Origin of the sequence: Pseudomonas sp. BF-RE-25, assembly GCF_019956105.1 — a bacterium.
Taxonomy (GTDB): Bacteria; Pseudomonadota; Gammaproteobacteria; order Pseudomonadales; family Pseudomonadaceae; genus Aquipseudomonas; species Aquipseudomonas migulae.
Genome location: NZ_JAHBDB010000014.1, coordinates 84085 through 101788, shown reverse-complemented (window position 1 = coordinate 101788; position 17704 = coordinate 84085). Strand labels below are relative to the sequence as shown.

The 17704-nt window shown below is 61.1% G+C and carries 17 protein-coding genes and 1 riboswitch; of the genes, 12 read left to right on the top strand and 5 right to left on the bottom strand.

Annotated elements, in window-relative coordinates; genetic code table 11:
* Positions 1–864: 864 nt before the first annotated feature.
* The 3 genes from KGB24_RS08585 to purM are packed head-to-tail and all read right to left on the bottom strand — an operon-like array spanning position 865 to position 3295.
* Positions 865–1578 carry a DUF3108 domain-containing protein gene (locus tag KGB24_RS08585; RefSeq protein WP_008033516.1) on the bottom strand — a complete coding sequence of 238 codons (714 nt, stop codon included), beginning with the start codon at positions 1576–1578 and terminating at the stop codon, positions 865–867.
* Positions 1579–1586: 8 nt separating this feature from the next.
* Positions 1587–2237 (bottom strand): phosphoribosylglycinamide formyltransferase, encoded by a 651-nt coding sequence (gene purN / locus KGB24_RS08580; RefSeq protein ID WP_008033517.1) that lies wholly within the window; start codon positions 2235–2237, stop codon positions 1587–1589.
* Positions 2237–3295, bottom strand: coding sequence for a phosphoribosylformylglycinamidine cyclo-ligase (gene purM / locus KGB24_RS08575; RefSeq protein ID WP_008033526.1), 1059 nt, complete (start codon positions 3293–3295; stop codon positions 2237–2239). Before purM ends, purN begins: the two co-directional genes overlap by 1 nt.
* A gap of 384 nt (positions 3296–3679) precedes the next feature.
* On the opposite strand from purM, the gene KGB24_RS08570 reads away from it, so the two are divergent.
* The 6 genes from KGB24_RS08570 to KGB24_RS08545 all read left to right on the top strand — a co-directional run bounded on the left by KGB24_RS08570 (position 3680) and on the right by KGB24_RS08545 (position 9051).
* A complete protein-coding gene (locus KGB24_RS08570) occupies positions 3680–4738 on the top strand; it encodes a DUF2066 domain-containing protein (protein WP_223414548.1) in 1059 nt (352 codons plus the stop codon).
* A 38-nt stretch (positions 4739–4776) separates the two neighbouring features.
* Positions 4777–5850, top strand: coding sequence for an AI-2E family transporter (locus tag KGB24_RS08565; RefSeq protein ID WP_008033540.1), 1074 nt, complete (start codon positions 4777–4779; stop codon positions 5848–5850).
* Positions 5851–6080: 230 nt separating this feature from the next.
* On the top strand, positions 6081–6785 hold the full coding sequence (gene hda, locus KGB24_RS08560; RefSeq protein ID WP_008033543.1) for a DnaA regulatory inactivator Hda: 705 nt from the start codon (positions 6081–6083) through the stop codon (positions 6783–6785).
* A gap of 213 nt (positions 6786–6998) precedes the next feature.
* Positions 6999–7625, top strand: a complete 627-nt coding sequence (locus tag KGB24_RS08555; RefSeq protein WP_008033546.1) for a C40 family peptidase — start codon at positions 6999–7001, stop codon at positions 7623–7625.
* A 220-nt stretch (positions 7626–7845) separates the two neighbouring features.
* Positions 7846–8382 (top strand): C40 family peptidase, encoded by a 537-nt coding sequence (locus tag KGB24_RS08550; protein ID WP_008033547.1) that lies wholly within the window; start codon positions 7846–7848, stop codon positions 8380–8382.
* Positions 8383–8397: 15 nt separating this feature from the next.
* On the top strand, positions 8398–9051 hold the full coding sequence (locus KGB24_RS08545; RefSeq protein WP_223414547.1) for an O-methyltransferase: 654 nt from the start codon (positions 8398–8400) through the stop codon (positions 9049–9051).
* Positions 9052–9171: 120 nt separating this feature from the next.
* Here the strand turns inward: KGB24_RS08545 and KGB24_RS08540 are convergent, their stop codons facing one another.
* Together KGB24_RS08540 and KGB24_RS08535 are read right to left on the bottom strand one after the other, a co-directional pair.
* Complete coding sequence (locus tag KGB24_RS08540) at positions 9172–10485, bottom strand: PQQ-dependent sugar dehydrogenase (RefSeq protein WP_223414546.1); 1314 nt, start codon at positions 10483–10485, stop codon at positions 9172–9174.
* Positions 10486–10553: 68 nt separating this feature from the next.
* On the bottom strand, positions 10554–11138 hold the full coding sequence (locus KGB24_RS08535; RefSeq protein ID WP_008033558.1) for a hypothetical protein: 585 nt from the start codon (positions 11136–11138) through the stop codon (positions 10554–10556).
* Between the two features lie 154 nt (positions 11139–11292).
* Positions 11293–11528, top strand: a riboswitch (cobalamin riboswitch).
* Between the two features lie 80 nt (positions 11529–11608).
* On the opposite strand from KGB24_RS08535, the gene cobO reads away from it, so the two are divergent.
* From cobO to KGB24_RS08505, 6 genes are read left to right on the top strand one after another with little or no spacing between them, the layout of a single operon-like run.
* A complete protein-coding gene (gene cobO / locus KGB24_RS08530) occupies positions 11609–12220 on the top strand; it encodes a cob(I)yrinic acid a,c-diamide adenosyltransferase (RefSeq protein WP_008033559.1) in 612 nt (203 codons plus the stop codon).
* A complete protein-coding gene (locus KGB24_RS08525) occupies positions 12217–13608 on the top strand; it encodes a cobyrinate a,c-diamide synthase (RefSeq protein ID WP_223414545.1) in 1392 nt (463 codons plus the stop codon). The genes cobO and KGB24_RS08525 overlap by 4 nt, the downstream gene beginning before the upstream one ends.
* Positions 13605–14255: a 5,6-dimethylbenzimidazole synthase gene (bluB, locus tag KGB24_RS08520; protein ID WP_223414544.1), complete on the top strand. Its 651-nt coding sequence runs from the start codon at positions 13605–13607 to the stop codon at positions 14253–14255. The genes KGB24_RS08525 and bluB overlap by 4 nt, the downstream gene beginning before the upstream one ends.
* Positions 14252–15160 (top strand): adenosylcobinamide-phosphate synthase CbiB, encoded by a 909-nt coding sequence (gene cbiB / locus KGB24_RS08515; protein ID WP_008033562.1) that lies wholly within the window; start codon positions 14252–14254, stop codon positions 15158–15160. The genes bluB and cbiB overlap by 4 nt, the downstream gene beginning before the upstream one ends.
* Positions 15153–16145: a threonine-phosphate decarboxylase CobD gene (gene cobD, locus KGB24_RS08510; RefSeq protein ID WP_008039193.1), complete on the top strand. Its 993-nt coding sequence runs from the start codon at positions 15153–15155 to the stop codon at positions 16143–16145. The genes cbiB and cobD overlap by 8 nt, the downstream gene beginning before the upstream one ends.
* Entirely contained in the window at positions 16142–17593 is a 1452-nt protein-coding gene (locus KGB24_RS08505) for a cobyric acid synthase (protein WP_223414543.1), read from the top strand. Before cobD ends, KGB24_RS08505 begins: the two co-directional genes overlap by 4 nt.
* The last annotated feature ends 111 nt before the right edge of the window (positions 17594–17704 follow it).

Genomic DNA, 17704 nt, shown 5'->3' with positions numbered 1-17704 from the left:
GCTAACCCGGCATCCATGCCGGGTTGCCCACTGCGCAGAACCTGCGCTCGGCCTCTCGAGGGGGCGACTACCGCCACAGCCGCCGAGGCGGCCTGAAAGCCGACCTGGCTCTTTGGTGTGCGCGTTCTCCTTCACTGCTGCGAACACTCATTCGGGAGATGCACACCGACCCCCTGTAGGAGCCGGCTTGCTGGCGATGGCGTCCGTCCAGCCAATACATACGTTGACTGATCCACCGCTATCGTCGGAACGCCGCCCGCAGCAAGCCGGCTCCTACACGGGATCGGGTTCATACGGTCAAAATCGTAGGAGCCAGCTTGCTGGCGATGGACGTCAACGATGACGCGGGTTGTTTGGATGAACGCGTTGCCCAGACGCTTTTCGCCGGCAAGCCGGCTCCTACAGGGATCGCGTACGCTTTTGATTTTCACCACTCATCAGGCCGAGCGTTAGCTCGTCTTCCGCTTTTGATCTTGAGGTGCACGCCCCCTCGAGAGGCCGAGTGGAGGTTCTGCGCAGTGGGCAACCCGGCATGGATGCCGGGTTAGCCGCCCACGGCCAGGGATGGCCGATGGCGGCGGGCCACGGAGCAGGACCGGAGCGAGGGCATGGCGAGCCTAGGCGAGGCACCGAACGAAAGGGGCAAGAGCGCTTGGTTACTTGGCGCTTCTCCAAGTGACTCGCTGTAAAAGCGAAACCAATAGCCGCCATCACCGCAGGAATGGATATGTACGCCACCAAAACCTCATAGCCTGACACGCAGCCTTCGCCGGCAAGCCGGTCTCGCTCCTACAGGTTTGAGCCGCTACTTTTTCAAGGCAAAAAAAAAGCCCCGCATTGGCGGGGCTTTCGTATCAATCCGGATCAGCTGCCTTTGACAGCCTTGCCGTTGACCTTGCCGTCCAGGAGCATGATGTTGTACTCCTTGCCGTCAGTCTCGACCTGTTGCAGGCGAACCAGCAGGTAATCCCAATCCTTGGCGAACCACAGTACGGTGATGCGCTTGCTTTGTGTCGGGTCGCGCACGCGCTCGACCTTGATCGCGTCGATCTGGCCAGCTTTGGTGTCGACCTTTTCCGAACCCAGCACGCGGAAGTCATAAGTATCGACTTCACCATCATCGACCACCTGATAGCTCATGCTTTTCTTGCCGGCGGCCACGTCATGCTGCAGGGCCAACTGGTAAGTGGATTTGTCGACCATGCCACGGTTGAGCGGGATCTTGACCGCGTCGCCGCGATCGGTGCCGGTAACCATTTTGGTGGTCCAGTCGAAATCCAGGTCAGCCTTCTTGGATTTACCCAGGCCACCGCGCTCAAAGTGGTAGGACTGTGGCAGTAGGGTGTCCTTGTCCAGGGTCAGGGTGCTTTCTTCGGTCAGGCTGGCGATCATCATCGATGCCTTGAAGCTGAGCTTCCAGACGCCGTTGGCTTCCTTGGTCAGGCTGCGCTCGGCGGTGCCGCTCATGGGCAGCTGCTTCCAGTCGGCGGTGTAGCTGGCGGAGAAGGGTTGAAGTTCCGCAGCCTGCGCGAAAGGCAGGGCAAGCAGAGCGCAAGCGAAGAGCAGGGCGCGACGCATAAAATCTCCTAGGTTCGAATCAAGTGGCCACTGGCCGCGAGTAACTTGCCATCCAGTAAAGCACCTTGTTCACCGAGTGATAAGCGACCTTCCGCAAACCAGCGTACGGCCATCGGGTAGATCAGGTGTTCCTGGGTATGAACTCGCTGCGCCAGACTCTGCGGCGAATCGTGCAACTCTACCGGTATTACTGCCTGTACGACCAGTGGTCCGCCATCGAGTTCCTCGGTGACAAAGTGCACGGAACAGCCGTGTTCAGTATCGCCGGCCTCCAGCGCGCGCTGATGAGTGTGTAACCCTTTGTATTTGGGCAGCAGCGAGGGATGGATGTTGAGCAGGCGACCCGCGTAGTGGCGCACGAAGTCAGCGCTGAGGATGCGCATGAAACCGGCCAGGACCACGAGTTTGGGATTGAAAGCGTCGATCAGTTCGATCAGCGCGGCATCGAAGGCTTCGCGGCCTTCGAAAGCCTTGTGATCCAGGGAGCGGGTGTCGATACCCGCCTCCCTGGCGCGTTGCAGGCCGTAGGCGTCGGCGCGGTTGGATATCACCGCAGCGATGCGGACCGGGCTGTCGCCGGTCCGCGTGCTGTCGATCAAGGCCTGCAAGTTACTGCCGGTGCCGGACAGCAGCACCACCACATCACAGGTGACGGACATTAATGAGCCTTGAGGTTCTTCAGTTCTACCTGGGCTGCGCCTTCGGCAGCGGTGGCGATCTGACCAATGACCCAAGGTTGCTCGCCAGCTTCGCGCAGTACGTTCAGCGCGGTTTCAACGTGCTCTTGAGCCACGCAGATCACCATGCCGACGCCGCAGTTCAGTACGCGGTGCATTTCGTTTTCGTCGACGTTGCCTTTCTCTTGCAGCCAGTCGAACACGGCAGGGCGGTTCCAGCTCGCCACGTCAACCACCGCTTGAGCGCCTTTTGGCAGTACACGCGGGATGTTGTCCAGCAGGCCGCCACCGGTGATGTGGGCCATGGCTTTGACCGCGCCGGTTTCCTTGATCAGCTTCAACAGCGGCTTCACGTAGATGCGGGTCGGGGCCATCAGCAGGTCGGTCAGCGGTTTGCCGTCGAGCTGGATGTTTTCGATGTCGGCACCCGACACTTCGATGATCTTGCGGATCAGCGAGTAGCCGTTGGAGTGCGGGCCGGAAGACGGCAGGGCGAGCAGGGCATCGCCGGCAGCGACTTTCGAACCGTCGATGATTTCGGACTTCTCTACGACGCCGACGCAGAAACCGGCCAGGTCGTAGTCTTCGCCTTCGTACATGCCAGGCATTTCAGCGGTTTCGCCGCCGACCAGGGAGCAGCCGGACAGTTCGCAGCCTGCGCCGATACCGGTCACGACCTGGGTCGCGGTTTCGACGTTGAGTTTGCCGGTGGCGTAGTAGTCGAGGAAGAACAACGGCTCGGCGCCGCAGACCACCAGGTCGTTCACGCACATGGCGACCAGGTCAATGCCGATGCTGTCGTGTTTGTTCAGGTTCAGCGCCAGGCGCAGCTTGGTGCCGACGCCGTCGGTGCCGGAAACCAGCACAGGCTGCTTGTAGCCGGCCGGGATTTCGCAGAGGGCGCCGAAACCGCCCAGGCCGCCCATGACTTCCGGGCGCGCAGTGCGCTTGGCGACGCTCTTGATGCGTTCGACCAATGCTTCACCGGCGTCGATGTCTACACCGGCGTCCTTGTAGCTCAGGGAGGGTTGCTTGCTCATGATCCAGGCCTTTAGGGGGGATTCAGGGGTAACGACCGGGTCCAGTGGGACCGCCGAAACAAACGAAGGGCATGTGCCTTACGCGAATTTCAGGGTGCCCGGCTGTTGCCGGTCTGCGAAGGCGCGCGATTTTATCAGGCTTGAGGGGCAGCGGCCATCCTCAGGCCGACAGCAGGGGCATATCGATACAAAAAAACCGTAATTGCCCGTGTTGGTCGTCTCCCGCTTGGCTGTATAAGGTATCGCGATTAACCGTCTATCGTTATGGCAGTGCGAAAAACTTAACCGGGACGTGTGAATGTTTTGCGTCGGGCGATGGTCACAGCCTTGCTCGATTGTCTTCATGCGGTCAGTTCCAGCCGCTCTTGTCGTCAGGAATCCTCCATGCGTTTTTTCAGATCATTGTTTGTGGGTTGTTTGTCCCTGGTCAGCCTGGCGAGTCATGCTGAAACCGTAAAAGGCCTTTATCAGGTGCGCGAGCCAGTCACCAGTCAGGCGCCTGAAGAGCGCGATCAAGCCACCCAGCGTGCGCTCGACACGCTGGTATTGCGCCTGACCGGCGACCCCAAGGCGGCGCAAAGTCCGGGGTTGGCGGCCGTCCGCAAGGACCCGCAGCAGATCATCAGTCAGTACGGCTTCGACGCCGGCCCGCCGGAAGTGCTGAAAGTCGATTTCGACCCGGCTTCCACCGAGCAGGCGTTGCGCCGTGCCGGGCTGTCGCTGTGGGGGGCAAACCGGCCGTCGATCCTCGGTTGGTGGTTGAATGATTCAACGGAAGGTTCGAGCCTGGTCGGTGATGGCCAGGCCGCTGCTGCGCCGCTACGTCGTGCCGCACAACATCGTGGTCTGCCGCTGCGTCTGCCATTGGCGGACTTGAGTGAGCAATTGGTCGCCACCGCACCGAATCTGGAGGGTACGGATGCAGCGCCACTGCGCGGTGCATCGGAACGTTACAACGCCGATGCCTTGCTGGCGGTGCATGCCCGGGAAGAGGGCGGTCAGTGGCAGGCCAAATGGCATTTGTGGCTGGGCGATCAGAAGGAGGCGGGCAGCGTGCAGGGCGCGGATCAGGCCGCTGTGGCTGACGCGGTGCTGCTAGCGGTCAGTCAGCGTCTGGCGCCACGGTTTGTGGTCAAGCCAGGTACTTCGGGTGAGCAGCTGCTGGAAGTGCAGGGCATGAACCTGGAGCACTATGCAACGCTTGGGCGTTTGCTTGAGCCGTTTGGCGCGCGTCTGCAAAGTGTTGACGGTAACCGTGTTCTCTACCGGGTCAATGGCAGCGCCGAGCAGTTGCGCTCGCAGTTGTCGCTGGCGAAGTTGCAGGAGGTTCCGGCGGGTGAGGCACCGGCTCCAACGGCGCCTGTTCAGCCGGTGGTCCAGGGGGCGGCGCCCGCTGTTGCGCCAGCGCCTGCACCGGTGCCGCAACTGCGTTTCCGTTGGTAAGATTTTCTTTCTTTATATAGATGCATATGGAGTGGTACATGGCCGATACGCGGCGTTGGTTCTGGTTGGGTGGAGTGGTTCTGCTCTGCGCGTTTATCTGGCTGTTGCATCCGATTCTGACGCCGTTCCTGGTGGCGCTGTTGTTGGCCTACTTGTTCGACCCGCTGGTGGATCGCCTGGAAAAGGCCGGGCTCTCGCGGACGTGGGGCGTGGTGGCGGTGTTCGCGTTGTTCTCTTTGATTTTCACCACGTTGTTGCTGGTGCTGGTGCCGATGCTCGCCAAGCAGTTGTTCCGCTTGTATGAACTGGCGCCACAGATGCTCGACTGGTTGCAGCACACTGCATTGCCGTGGGCGCAATCGAAGTTCGGGTTATCGGATGGCTTCTGGAAATTCGACAAACTCAAGGCGGCAATCAGCGAACACATGGGCCAGACCACCGACATTGTCGGTATGGTGTTGAGTCAGGCGACCGCTTCCGGCCTTGCGTTGATCGGTTGGCTGGCCAATCTGGTACTGATCCCGGTGGTGAGCTTTTACCTGCTGCGGGACTGGGACGTGATGATGGCCAAGATCCGCAGCCTGTTGCCCCGCGCTCGTGAAGAGCGCGTCGTGATTCTGGCCGGCGAATGCCATGAAGTGCTGGGGGCGTTCGTGCGCGGGCAACTGCTGGTCATGGTGGCGCTGGGTGTGATCTATTCGGCGGGCCTGATGCTGGTAGGGCTTGAGTTGGGGTTGCTGATCGGGATGATCGCCGGTCTGGCGGCGATTGTGCCGTACATGGGGTTTGTCATCGGGATTGGCGCGGCGTTGATTGCCGGCCTGTTCCAGTTTGGTGGCGACCTGTACCCGATGATTGGCATCGTTGCGGTGTTCATGGTTGGCCAGGCGCTGGAAGGCATGGTGCTGACGCCGTTGCTGGTGGGGGACCGGATCGGCCTGCATCCGGTGGCGGTGATCTTTGCGATTCTGGCCGGCGGTGAACTGTTCGGTTTTACCGGCGTGCTGCTGGCACTCCCGGTGGCGGCGGTGATCATGGTGCTGGTGCGCCATGTGCATGATTTGTATAAAGATTCTGATATCTACAGTGGCGTCGATGAACCTGAGCTGTAAGGTTCGCTGATGGTCCGTCGCGGGCGGCCTGGTTCAGTGCCAGGCTGGCCCGTATCCCTTGCGTGGCTGTCACATGCGCCGCCAAAGAAACAGTCATAAAACCTGTGTGATAACGCAAACCTTTGATTTTGCTTATGGTCTGTCGCATTGTGCGGTCAGCGTCACGGGTATAAACTTCGCAAACTTTACACAGAGGCCACTAACGGTTCCTTTGGAACTGTTCAGTCAGCATGAAACCGATTCAGCTGCCCCTAGGTGTGCGTCTGCGTGATGACGCTACCTTTATCAATTACTACCCAGGCGCCAATGCCGCTGCACTCGGCTATGTCGAGCGGCTTTGCGAAGCCGACGCCGGCTGGACCGAAAGCCTGATTTATCTCTGGGGCAAGGACGGGGTAGGGCGTACGCATCTGCTGCAGGCGGCCTGTCTGCGCTTTGAACAGTTGGGGGAGCCAGCGGTGTACTTGCCGTTGGCCGAGCTGCTGGATCGCGGTATCGAAATCCTCGACAACCTCGAACAATACGAACTGGTCTGCCTCGACGACTTGCAAGCGGTTGCCGGGCGCGCGGATTGGGAAGAGGCGTTGTTCCATCTGTTCAATCGCCTGCGTGACAGCGGTCGGCGTTTGCTGATTGCGGCATCGACCTCGCCGCGCGAATTGCCGGTGAAGCTGGCGGACCTGAAATCCCGTCTGACCCTGGCGCTGATCTTCCAGATGCGTCCGCTGTCCGACGAAGACAAATTGCGTGCCTTGCAACTGCGTGCATCCCGTCGCGGCCTGCACCTGACCGACGAAGTCGGCCATTTTATTTTGACTCGCGGTACTCGCAGCATGAGCGCGTTGTTCGAGCTGCTTGAGCGTCTCGATCAGGCCTCCCTTCAAGCTCAGCGCAAGCTGACCATTCCGTTCCTGAAAGAAACGTTGGGCTGGTAAGGCCCAGGTTTTTCAGGGGCTGCGGCATATTTCAGGCGCCACAAAATCCGCTTTCCTGCACGGGGCAGGCTGCGCGAGCGTCTAAATGGGGCTTAAGCGCTTAGATGTAAACGCGAAACCAAGAAGTCACATAAAGTTCGATTGAATTTGCAAATGAGGTTGATAGCGGGCATAGTCTCGGCTTCTTTACAACTATCAGCCACGGTCGTGCCCATGCTAAATCGCTTCGCACCCCTCGTGCCTCTCGCACTCGTCACCCTGTTGTTCGGTTGCGCTGCTCACTCTCCAGTGTCCCAGCAAGAGCAACAACAGCAGGTTAAAAATTCAGTTACCGCGCAATCTTCTTCCGTTCTTTTCCAGGAAGAACTGGCCACCGATAAAGAACTGGCAGACTTCGCTGACGGCAAGTCCTACCAGCTTCCGGTTCTGGCCGACAGCATCCTCGAGCGTGGCATGTCCCTGATCGGTACCCGTTACCGTTTCGGCGGCACCTCCGAGGCAGGCTTCGATTGCAGCGGCTTCATCGGTTATCTGTTTCGTGAAGAGGCCGGCATGAACCTGCCGCGCTCCACTCGCGAAATGATCAACGTTGACGCGCCACTGGTATCCCGTAGCGCGCTCAAGCCGGGCGATCTGCTGTTCTTCGCCACCAATGGTCGCCGCGGTCGTGTCAGTCACGCCGGGATCTACCTGGGTGACAACCAGTTCATCCACTCCAGCAGCCGCAAAAGCGGTGGTGTCCGGGTCGATAGCCTGGGCGACAGCTACTGGAGCAAAACCTTCATCGAAGCCAAGCGCGCACTCGCGATGGCCCCGACCGTGGTCACGGCACGCAAGTAATTGTCCAGCCTGTCGCCACATCAGTGGCGGCAACGGCCTCTCTGCAACAGAGTAGGCGGACAGTTTGTAAGGCGAACTTAAAGTCTTACTTGAAGTTTGCCGCGTACCCGCTAGAATCCTGATCTATTATTGATGGCAAACCGCCTGCGTCCTGCGCAGGCGGTTTTCTTTTCTGCCCTTCCGGTGGAAAAAGCCGCAGCCAGATCAGGATGTTCTGCTTATGACGATGTCGGCCCGCCTCGCACTCATGTTCTTCGCAGCGCTGCTCAGTGCCTGCGCCAGCCGCACACCGCCACCTGCGCCGGTGGTTCGCGCTCCCATTGTCTTCGGCTCCGCGCAACCCTTTTCGCCTGAGGCGGAAGACGTGTTGTTTCGCGCCTTGGGCCTCGTGGGCACGCCTTATCGCTGGGGCGGCAATACGCCAGATTCCGGGTTCGATTGCAGTGGCCTGATCGGTTATGTCTACCGTGACGTGACGGGCATTTCCTTGCCACGCACCACGCGCGAGATGATCAGCATGCAGGCAGCCAATGTCGGCAAGGAAGGCTTGCAAACCGGCGACCTGGTTTTCTTCGCCACCAATGGCGGCTCCCAGGTCAGCCATGCGGGGATCTACGTTGGCGAAGGCCGTTTCGTCCATGCGCCAGCCACTGGTGGCACGGTGAAGCTCGACAGCTTGTCCAAAGCGTATTGGCAGAAAGCTTACCTGAGCGCCAAGCGTGTTCTGCAACCCGAACATTTGGCGCGTAACCCCTAGTTCGCAGAGGTCGTCATGACCGCCCGCACACTCAATCTCGACGATTCCCTGTATCAATACCTGCTCGACGTTTCCCTTAGGGAAACGCCGCTGCTCAAGCGTTTGCGCGATGAAACCCAGGCGCTGCCGATGGCGCGCTGGCAGGTGGCGCCGGAGCAGGGGCAGTTCCTCGCATTGCTGGTGAAGCTCACCGGCGCGAGGCGTTTGCTGGAAGTCGGCACCTTCACCGGTTACAGCGCGTTGTGCATGGCGGCGGCATTGCCGGATGACGGTTCGCTGATTTGCTGTGATATCCCCGGCGACTACAACGCCACGGCGCTCCGTTACTGGAAGGAAGCGGGCGTAGCCGAACGAATTGACCTGCGCCTGGCGCCCGCGCTGGAAACCCTGGCTGGGCTGGATCAACCCGGTCAATTCGATTTGATTTTCATTGATGCCGACAAGGCCAACTATCCGGCCTATCTGGAGCACGCGTTGCGTCTGCTGCGCGTTGGTGGTCTGGCGGTGTTTGATAACACCCTGTGGAGCGGGCGGGTGTTGGAGCCGAATCCCGAAAGCGTAGACACCCGCGCTATCCAGGCGCTCAATCGCGCCTTGAAGGATGACTCGCGTGTGGATCTGTCGTTGTTGCCGCTGGGAGATGGATTAACCCTCTGCCGCAAGCGGTAAGCGCTGATCCCTGTGGGAGCGAGCCTGCTCGCGATGAGGGCAGTACATCCAACATTGATGTTGCCTGATACACCGCTATCGCGAGCAAGCTTGCTCCTACAAGGTATGTGTGTGGCGCAGTTACTGGGTTGCCGACACCCGCCACACCTTATTCCCCACATCATCCGCCACCAGCAAATCACCCTGCTGATCAATCACCACACCCACCGGCCGGCCCATGGCTTTTTCCTCGTCATTGAGGAAACCCGTGAGCACATCAACCGGGCTTCCATTCGGTTTGCCGGCACTGAACGGCACGAAAATCACTTTGTAACCACTGTGCGGCTTGCGGTTCCATGAACCATGCTGGCCAATGAACACGCCTTCCTTGAATTGCACTGGCAGCCTGTTGCCTTCAGCGAACGTCAGGCCCAGTGAGGCGGTATGCGGGCCGACCGCGTAGTCCGGAGCAATGGCCTTGGCCACCAGGTCCGGGTTTTGCGGCTCGACGCGAATATCGACGTGCTGACCGTAGTAGCTGTAAGGCCAGCCATAGAACCCGCCGTCCTTGACCGAGGTGATGTAGTCCGGCACCAGGTCGCTGCCGATTTCATCCCGCTCGTTGATCGCCGTCCACAACGCGCCGCTCCGCGGTTCCCAGGCCATGCCGTTGGGATTGCGCAGGCCCGAGGCGAAAATCCGATGCTTGCCGGTGGCGCGATCCACTTCCCAGATCGCCGCGCGACCTTCTTCCTGATCCATGCCGTTTTCGGCGACGTTGCTGTTGGAGCCCACCGTGACGTACAGCTTGCTGCCGTCCTTGCTGGCGATCACGTTTTTGGTCCAGTGGTGATTCAGCGTGCCGCCCGGCAGATCAACCACTTTGATCGGCGGCGACTTGATGGTCGTGGCGCCGTCCTGGTAGTGAAATCGCAGCAAGCGGTCCGTGTCGGCGACATACAGGTCATTGCCGACCAGGGTCATGCCGAAGGGCGAATTGAGGTTTTCCAGAAACACCGTGCGAGTTTCGGCGATGCCGTCGTGGTCTTTATCGCGCAGCAACGTGATGCGGTTCGGGCTCGGGACGCCGGCACCGGCGCGGCCCATGGCTTTCTTCATGACCCAGCCTCTAACGCCTTTGCCATCATCGGGTTTGGGCGGCGCATTGGTTTCGGCGACAAGCACGTCGCCGTTCGGCAGCACGTAGAGCCAACGTGGGTGATCGAGGTTTTCAGCAAATGCCGCCACTTGCGTACCCGCTGCCGCCGTGGGTTTCGCGCCGTTCGGCCAGCCGATTGCCGGGGCGATGTTCACTGTCGGGATCAGGGTCTTGTTCGGTTCTGGCAGTCGAGGGGACGGGCCGGTGCCGTCGGAGACTTGCAGGGTGGAGGTCTCGCTGCAGGCAGCGAGCCCTCCTGTGAGGGCGATGACGAGAACGAGCAGGGGCTTGTGCATGCTGATCTTCCCTATAAATGCAGTGACCTGATCAATAGAGAAGTACAAACCCGCGATGGTTCAACCGGTCAGCCGCGGGCTTCCTTGAACAGTACGGCGATGCCGGGGTGATAGTTGCCCGCTTCGTTGCGCAACTTGCGGTAGGCGTAGGGGAAATACCAGGCGACCGCGCAGCTGTGTTCCTTTTGCAGGTCGTCGACCATGTCCTGGAGTTCTTCCGGAGTGGCGCCGTGCTGTGCCTTTTGTGGGGCGACGAACAGGCAGCCGAGTTTCAGGTCGCTAGCGTAGCTGATGCGCTTGGCGTCGCTGGTGATATCGGCCAGGGCCTGCGTCAGGTTCAAGCTGTTGACCCGTGGCCAGCGTTGCGTGGCCTGGAGGTAGGCGCGTTCTTCGCTGCTGGCGATGAACAGGTCGGCGCGGGCGTTGCGTTCGCCTTCCTCGTTTTGTTTGCGGGTGGGTGTGTTCTGCAGCGTGACCATTTCCGCCATCCACGCGGCAGCCGAGAGCAAGCCGAGGTTGGCTTTTTCGTCGTACCAGTAAGGCGTGTCGTTATCGCCGCGCACCGCGTTGTAGCGGTCGATACAGTCAAACCAGCGCTCCAGCACCGGGCGCAGGAATTCCAGCTTCGGATTGCTGATGGTCATGCCTTGCATGTGGCTCACCCTTGTTATTGTGTTGTCAGGTTGTGGCGCTTTGATATCACTGCTGAGAGTGTGGCACAAGATTGGCGTCATTTTATTGATCGGCGGCAGTTATTCGCCCGGCGGTCTCCCGGCTTTAATTGACGCTCCACCCCCAACCCTCTAACCTTCGCGGCTTGTTTCAGGTGCTCTGTGGCGTCGGTCGACAGAGTGAAACAGGGAAGCCGGTGTGTGCGCTCGTTCAACTCATGAACAACCACGATCCCGGCGCTGCCCCCGCAACGGTAAATGAGTGAAGGCTGCGCCTTGAGCCACTGTGTCGAATGTCGATATGGGAAGGCGCGCAGTCAGGCGAAACGCCGCTCATGAGCCCGGAGACCGGCCTGATCCATTCAGCGGCATCACGGTGGGCGATGCCAGGCTTCTTGCCGTCTATTCTTGTGCCTGCCCGCCGTTATCCAGCCTCAACGGAGAGCTCCCCCATGACTGATACTCCCGATCGTGACGAACGCCATCTGGCGCGCATGCTGCGCAAAAAAGCCGTGATCGACGAACGCATCGCCAATTCCCCGAATGAATGCGGCCTGCTGCTGGTGCTGACCGGCAACGGCAAGGGCAAAAGCAGCTCGGCCTTCGGCATGCTCGCCCGCTCGATGGGCCACGGCATGCAGTGCGGCGTGGTGCAGTTCATCAAGGGGCGCAGCAGCACGGGCGAAGAGTTGTTTTTCCGGCGCTTCCCGGAGCAGGTGCGTTTTCATGTGATGGGCGAAGGCTTTACCTGGGAAACCCAGGACCGCCAGCGTGACATCGCCGCCGCCGAAGCCGCGTGGGAAGTGTCCCGCGAATTGTTGCGCGATCCGTCGATCGGCCTGGTGGTGCTCGATGAACTGAACATCGCCCTCAAGCACGGCTACCTCGACCTCGATCAGGTGCTCAGCGACTTGCAGGCGCGTCCGCCGATGCAACACGTGGTCGTCACGGGTCGCGGCGCCAAGCCGGAAATGATCGAACTGGCCGACACCGTCACTGAAATGGGCGTCATCAAGCACGCCTTCCAGGCCGGGATCAAAGCGCAAAAAGGCGTCGAGCTGTGAATCAACCACGTCATTGCCCGGCGGTCTTGATTGCCGCGCCGGCCTCCGGTCAGGGCAAGACCACCGTCACCGCCGCGCTGGCCCGTTTGCATCGCAATCAGGGACGCAAGGTACGCGTGTTCAAATGCGGCCCGGACTTTCTCGACCCGATGATTCTCGAGCGCGCCAGCGGTGCGCCGGTGTATCAATTGGACATGTGGATGGTCGGCGAGCAGGAAAGTCGCCGACTGTTGTGGGAAGCCGCCGGTGAAGCGGATCTGATCCTGATCGAAGGTGTCATGGGCCTGTTTGACGGCACGCCGTCCAGCGCCGATCTGGCGCGGCACTTTGGTGTGCCGGTGCTCGGGGTGATCGACGGCACGGCGATGGCGCAGACCTTTGGTGCGCTGGCGCTGGGGCTGGCGAAGTATCAGCCGGACTTGCCGTTCGCCGGCGTGCTGGCCAACCGCGTGGGCACCTTGCGCCATGCGCAATTGCTCGAAGGCAGCCTGACTGAAGGCTTGCGCTGGTACGGCGCGTTGTCCCGGGAAACCGGGATTGAATTACCGAGCCGGCATCTCGGTCTGGTTCAAGCCAGCGAGCTGAACGACCTCGACCTGCGCCTCGACGCGGCGGCCGAATCACTGGCCAACAGCTGCGACGTTACTCTGCCACCGCCTGTGGAGTTCGCCGCTCCAGAAGTGATCGCCGCCGAACCGTTGCTGGCCGGTATCCAAATCGCCGTGGCCCGTGATGAGGCGTTCGCTTTCACCTACGGTGCGAGCCTGGATTTGCTCCGGGCCATGGGCGCCGAATTGTCATTCTTCTCGCCGATCCGCGACACGCAATTGCCGGAGGCTGACAGCCTCTATCTGCCGGGCGGCTACCCGGAATTGCACCATGTGGCGCTGTCTCGGAATACTCAAATGCTCAACGCCATCCGCGCTCATCACGCGGCGGGTAAGCCGTTGCTGGCCGAGTGTGGCGGCATGTTGTATTTGCTCGATTCGCTGACCGATGTCGAAGGCACGCGGGCGGAGCTGGTTGGTTTGCTGAGCGGTGATGCGGTGATGCAGAAACGATTGGCGGCGCTGGCGTTGCAGGCGGTTGACTTGCCGGAAGGTTCGCTGCGTGGGCACACCTATCACCATTCGTTGACCAGTACCGAGCTTGAGCCGATTGCTCGTGGCCTGAGCCCGAATGGCGGGCGTGGGGCGGAGGCGGTTTATCGTGAGGGGCGGATGACGGCTTCTTACGTGCATTTTTATTTTCCGTCGAATCCGACCGCGATTGCCGCGTTGTTTGCGCCTGACCGGGAGGCCGCCATCGCTGGCAAGCGAGCTCCTACAGGGGTTTTGGGGTCTCATCGATCAACTGTAGGAGCTGGCTTGCCAGCGATGAGGCCATGACTGACAACGCATTCAGTCAGGCCGAACGCGAAGCGGTCTACCGAGCCATCGCCGAACGCCGCGACATGCGCCACTTCAGCGGCGGCACTGTCGAACCCGAGTTGCTCCGGCGTCTGCTCGACGCCGCGCACCAGGCGCCAAGCGTCGGCCTGATGCAGCCCTGGCGGTTCATTCGTATCAGCGACCGGGCCCTGCGCAGCAAGATCCAGTTGCTGGTGGAAGAGGAACGCATGCGTACCGCCGAAGCCCTCGGCGAGCGCACCGATGAATTCATGAAGCTGAAAGTCGAAGGCATCAACGACTGCGCCGAAGTGCTGGTCGCTGCGCTGATGGACGATCGCGAGCGGCACATCTTTGGCCGTCGCACCTTGCCGGAAATGGACATGGCGTCGTTGTCCTGCGCGATCCAGAACCTGTGGCTGGCGTCCCGTGCCGAAGGACTCGGCATGGGCTGGGTCTCTTTGTTCGAGCCGCAAGCCCTGGCCGACCTGCTGGGTTTGCCCGCCGGGGCCAAGCCTTTGGCTGTTCTTTGCCTGGGCCCGGTCAAGGAATTCTATCCGGCGCCGATGCTGGTACTCGAAGGCTGGGCGCAAGCGCGCCCGCTCAGTGAAATGCTGTACGAAAATTATTGGGGAGTGAGTCAATGAGTGTGGCGTTGTTGAGTGTCGCCGCGGTTGCGCTGGATGCGCTGCTGGGTGAACCCAAACGCTGGCATCCGCTGGTGGCGTTCGGCCGTTTTGCCGACCGCATCGAGCAACGTTTCAATGGTGGCGGGCGCGGCTGGCGCAGCCACGGTGTCACGGCATGGGTGATTGCGGTGTTGCCGCTGACCTTGCTGGCCACGGCGTTTTCCTGGGCACCTTACGTTGGCTGGATCGTCGAGATTCTCGCGCTCTATTGCGCCCTCGGCCTGCGCAGTCTCGGTGAACACGTCGAGCCGGTCGCCAAGGCCCTGCGCAGTGATGATCTGGAGGAGGCGCGCACACGCGTCGGCTATCTGGTCAGTCGCCAGACCAGCGAACTGGATCAAACCGAAGTCGCCCGCGCCGCTACCGAATCGGTGTTGGAGAACGGCAGCGACGCGGTGTTTGCCGCGCTGTTCTGGTTTGCCGTGGCCGGTGCGCCCGGTGTGGTGCTCTACCGATTGAGCAATACGCTGGATGCGATGTGGGGCTATCGCAACGAACGCTTCGAACGGTTTGGCTGGGCGGCGGCGAAAATCGACGACGTACTCAACTACATTCCGGCGCGGCTGGTGGCGTTGACCTACGCGCTGCTGGGCAAAACCCGACTCGCACTGAAATGCTGGCGCACCCAGGGCCCGACCTGGGACAGCCCGAACGCCGGGCCGGTGATGGCTGCGGGAGCCGGTGCGCTGGGCGTCGAGTTGGGCGGGGCGGCGATTTATCACGGCGAATTGCATCAGCGTCCGCAACTGGGCGAAGGCGTGCCGGCGGACGCCGACTCCATTGACCGTGGCTGGCAATTGGTCCAGCGCGGGGTATGGTTATGGCTGCTGATTCTCTGCGTGGGAGCTGAATTCTATGCTTGAACACGGTGGACGGTTGCGCAAGGCCGCGCTCGAATACGGCATCGCCGAAGCCGATTGGCTTGACCTGTCCAGCGGCCTCGCGCCCTGGCCGTTTCCGGTCCCGGACATTCCGTTGCGCGCCTGGGCACGGTTACCGGAAAACGATGACGGTCTGGAGCAGGCCGCCTGTGATTATTACGGCACCGCGCAGGTGTTGCCTGTGGCCGGTTCGCAAATGGCGATCCAGCTGCTGCCGCGTTTGCGGCGGGACGGCAAGGTTGGCGTGCTGTCGCCGTGTTACGCCGAGCACGCCGAAGCCTGGCGTCGCAACGGTTACATCGTGCGTGAAGTGCTGGAGCAGGAAGTCGACTTCTTCCTCGACAGTCTCGATGTGCTGGTGGTGGTCAATCCGAACAATCCGACGGGCTTGAGCCTGACCCCGAGCCGTCTGCTCGACTGGCATTCCAGGCTGGCGCAGCGCGGTGGCTGGCTGGTGGTCGACGAAGCGTTCATGGACAACACGCCGCAACTGAGTCTGGCGCCATGTGCCCATATGGTGGGCTTGATCGTGCTGCGTTCCTTCGGCAAGTTTTTTGGTCTGGCCGGGGTGCGCTTGGGCTTCGTACTGGCGGAGCGCAAGTTGCTCAAGTTGCTCGCCGAACAAGTCGGCCCCTGGGCCGTCAGCGGGCCGACCCGCGTGTTGGGGCAAGCCTGCCTGAAGGATGCCGAAGGCCACGCCAGACAACGTCTGCGTACCGAAGAAGCCAGCAAGCGGCTGGCGCTGTTGCTTGAAGAGCACGGCTTCAAACCTCAGGGCGGTTGCGCGTTGTTTCAATGGCTGGTGACCGAGTGCGCCGAAGAGCTGCATGAGTTCATGGCCCGGCGCGGTATCCTGCTGCGGTTGTTCACCCACAACAGCAGCCTGCGTTTCGGCCTGCCCGGCGAAGAAGCCGACTGGACCCGTCTCGCGCAAGCGTTTACAGATTACGCCAAGGAAAGCCGATGACTACGCTGATGGTGCAAGGCACTACATCGGACGCCGGTAAAAGCACGCTGGTGACGGCGTTGTGTCGCTGGGTTACGCGGCAGGGCGTGCGCGTGGTGCCGTTCAAACCGCAGAACATGGCGCTCAACAGCGCCGTGACTGCTGACGGTGGCGAGATCGGCCGCGCGCAAGCCGTGCAGGCTCAGGCCGCCAACCTCGAACCGCACACCGACATGAACCCGGTATTGCTCAAACCCAACAGCGACACTGGCGCCCAGGTGATCATCCATGGGCGCGCCGTCACGACCATGAACGCGGTCGCCTATCACGACTACAAAGCCATCGCCATGCAAGCGGTGCTAGCCTCCCATGCGCGACTGAGCGCGGCGTATCCAGTGGTCATGGTCGAAGGCGCAGGCTCGCCGGCCGAGATCAATCTGCGCGCCGGCGACATCGCCAACATGGGGTTCGCCGAGGCAGTGGATTGCCCTGTTGTATTGATCGCCGACATCAATCGCGGCGGGGTGTTCGCGCATCTGGTAGGCACCCTGGAACTGCTGTCGCCAAGCGAGCAGGCACGGGTCAAAGGCTTCATCATCAACCGTTTTCGCGGCGACATTGCCTTGCTGCAACCGGGCCTCGACTGGCTGGAAGCGCGTACCGGCAAACCGGTGATTGGCGTTCTGCCGTACGTGATGGACCTGCACCTGGAAGCCGAGGACGGCATCGATCAGCGCCAGACCGACAAGGCCGATCAAGTGCTCAAAGTGGTGGTGCCGGTGTTGCCGCGCATCAGCAACCACACCGACTTCGATCCGCTGCGCCTGCACCCGCAAGTCGACCTGCAATTCATCGGCCCCGGCCAGGCGATTCCGCCCGCCGACCTGATCATTCTTCCTGGCTCGAAAAGCGTGCGCAGCGACCTTGCATATCTGCGCGCTAACGGCTGGGAAACCGCCATCAGCCGACATTTGCGCTACGGCGGAAAAGTCCTGGGTATTTGCGGCGGCCTGCAAATGCTTGGCGAGCAGGTGCACGATCCGTTGGGCCTTGAAGGTGCGCCGGGCTCCAGCGCCGGTTTGGGGTTGCTGGCGTTCGAAACGCAGCTTGAAGAAGAGAAGCAGTTGCGCAATGTGCGCGGGCGTCTGGCGCTGGAAGATGCGCCGGTCAGCGGCTACGAAATTCATGCCGGCGTTACCACCGGCCCGGCATTGGAAAATGCCGCCGTGCAGCTGGACGATGGTCGTTGCGATGGCGCGCAAAGTGGCGACGGGCAGATTTTCGGCACCTACCTGCATGGCCTGTTTGAATCGCCGGCGGCGTGCAGTGCGCTGTTGCGCTGGGCGGGTTTGCAGGATGTGCAGGAAGTGGATTATCACGGGTTGCGTGAGCGAGATATCGAGCGGTTGGCGGATTTGGTGGAGAAGCATTTGGATACCCGGCTGTTGCGTGAGCTCTGCGGGATTTGAGGTGGCTGTTCCGGCCCCTTCGCGGGCAAGCCTCGCTCCTACAGGTTTCGCGCTGCTCTCGATCCTGTAGGAGCGAGGCTTGCCCGCGAAAGGGCCCTCCATCACACCGCA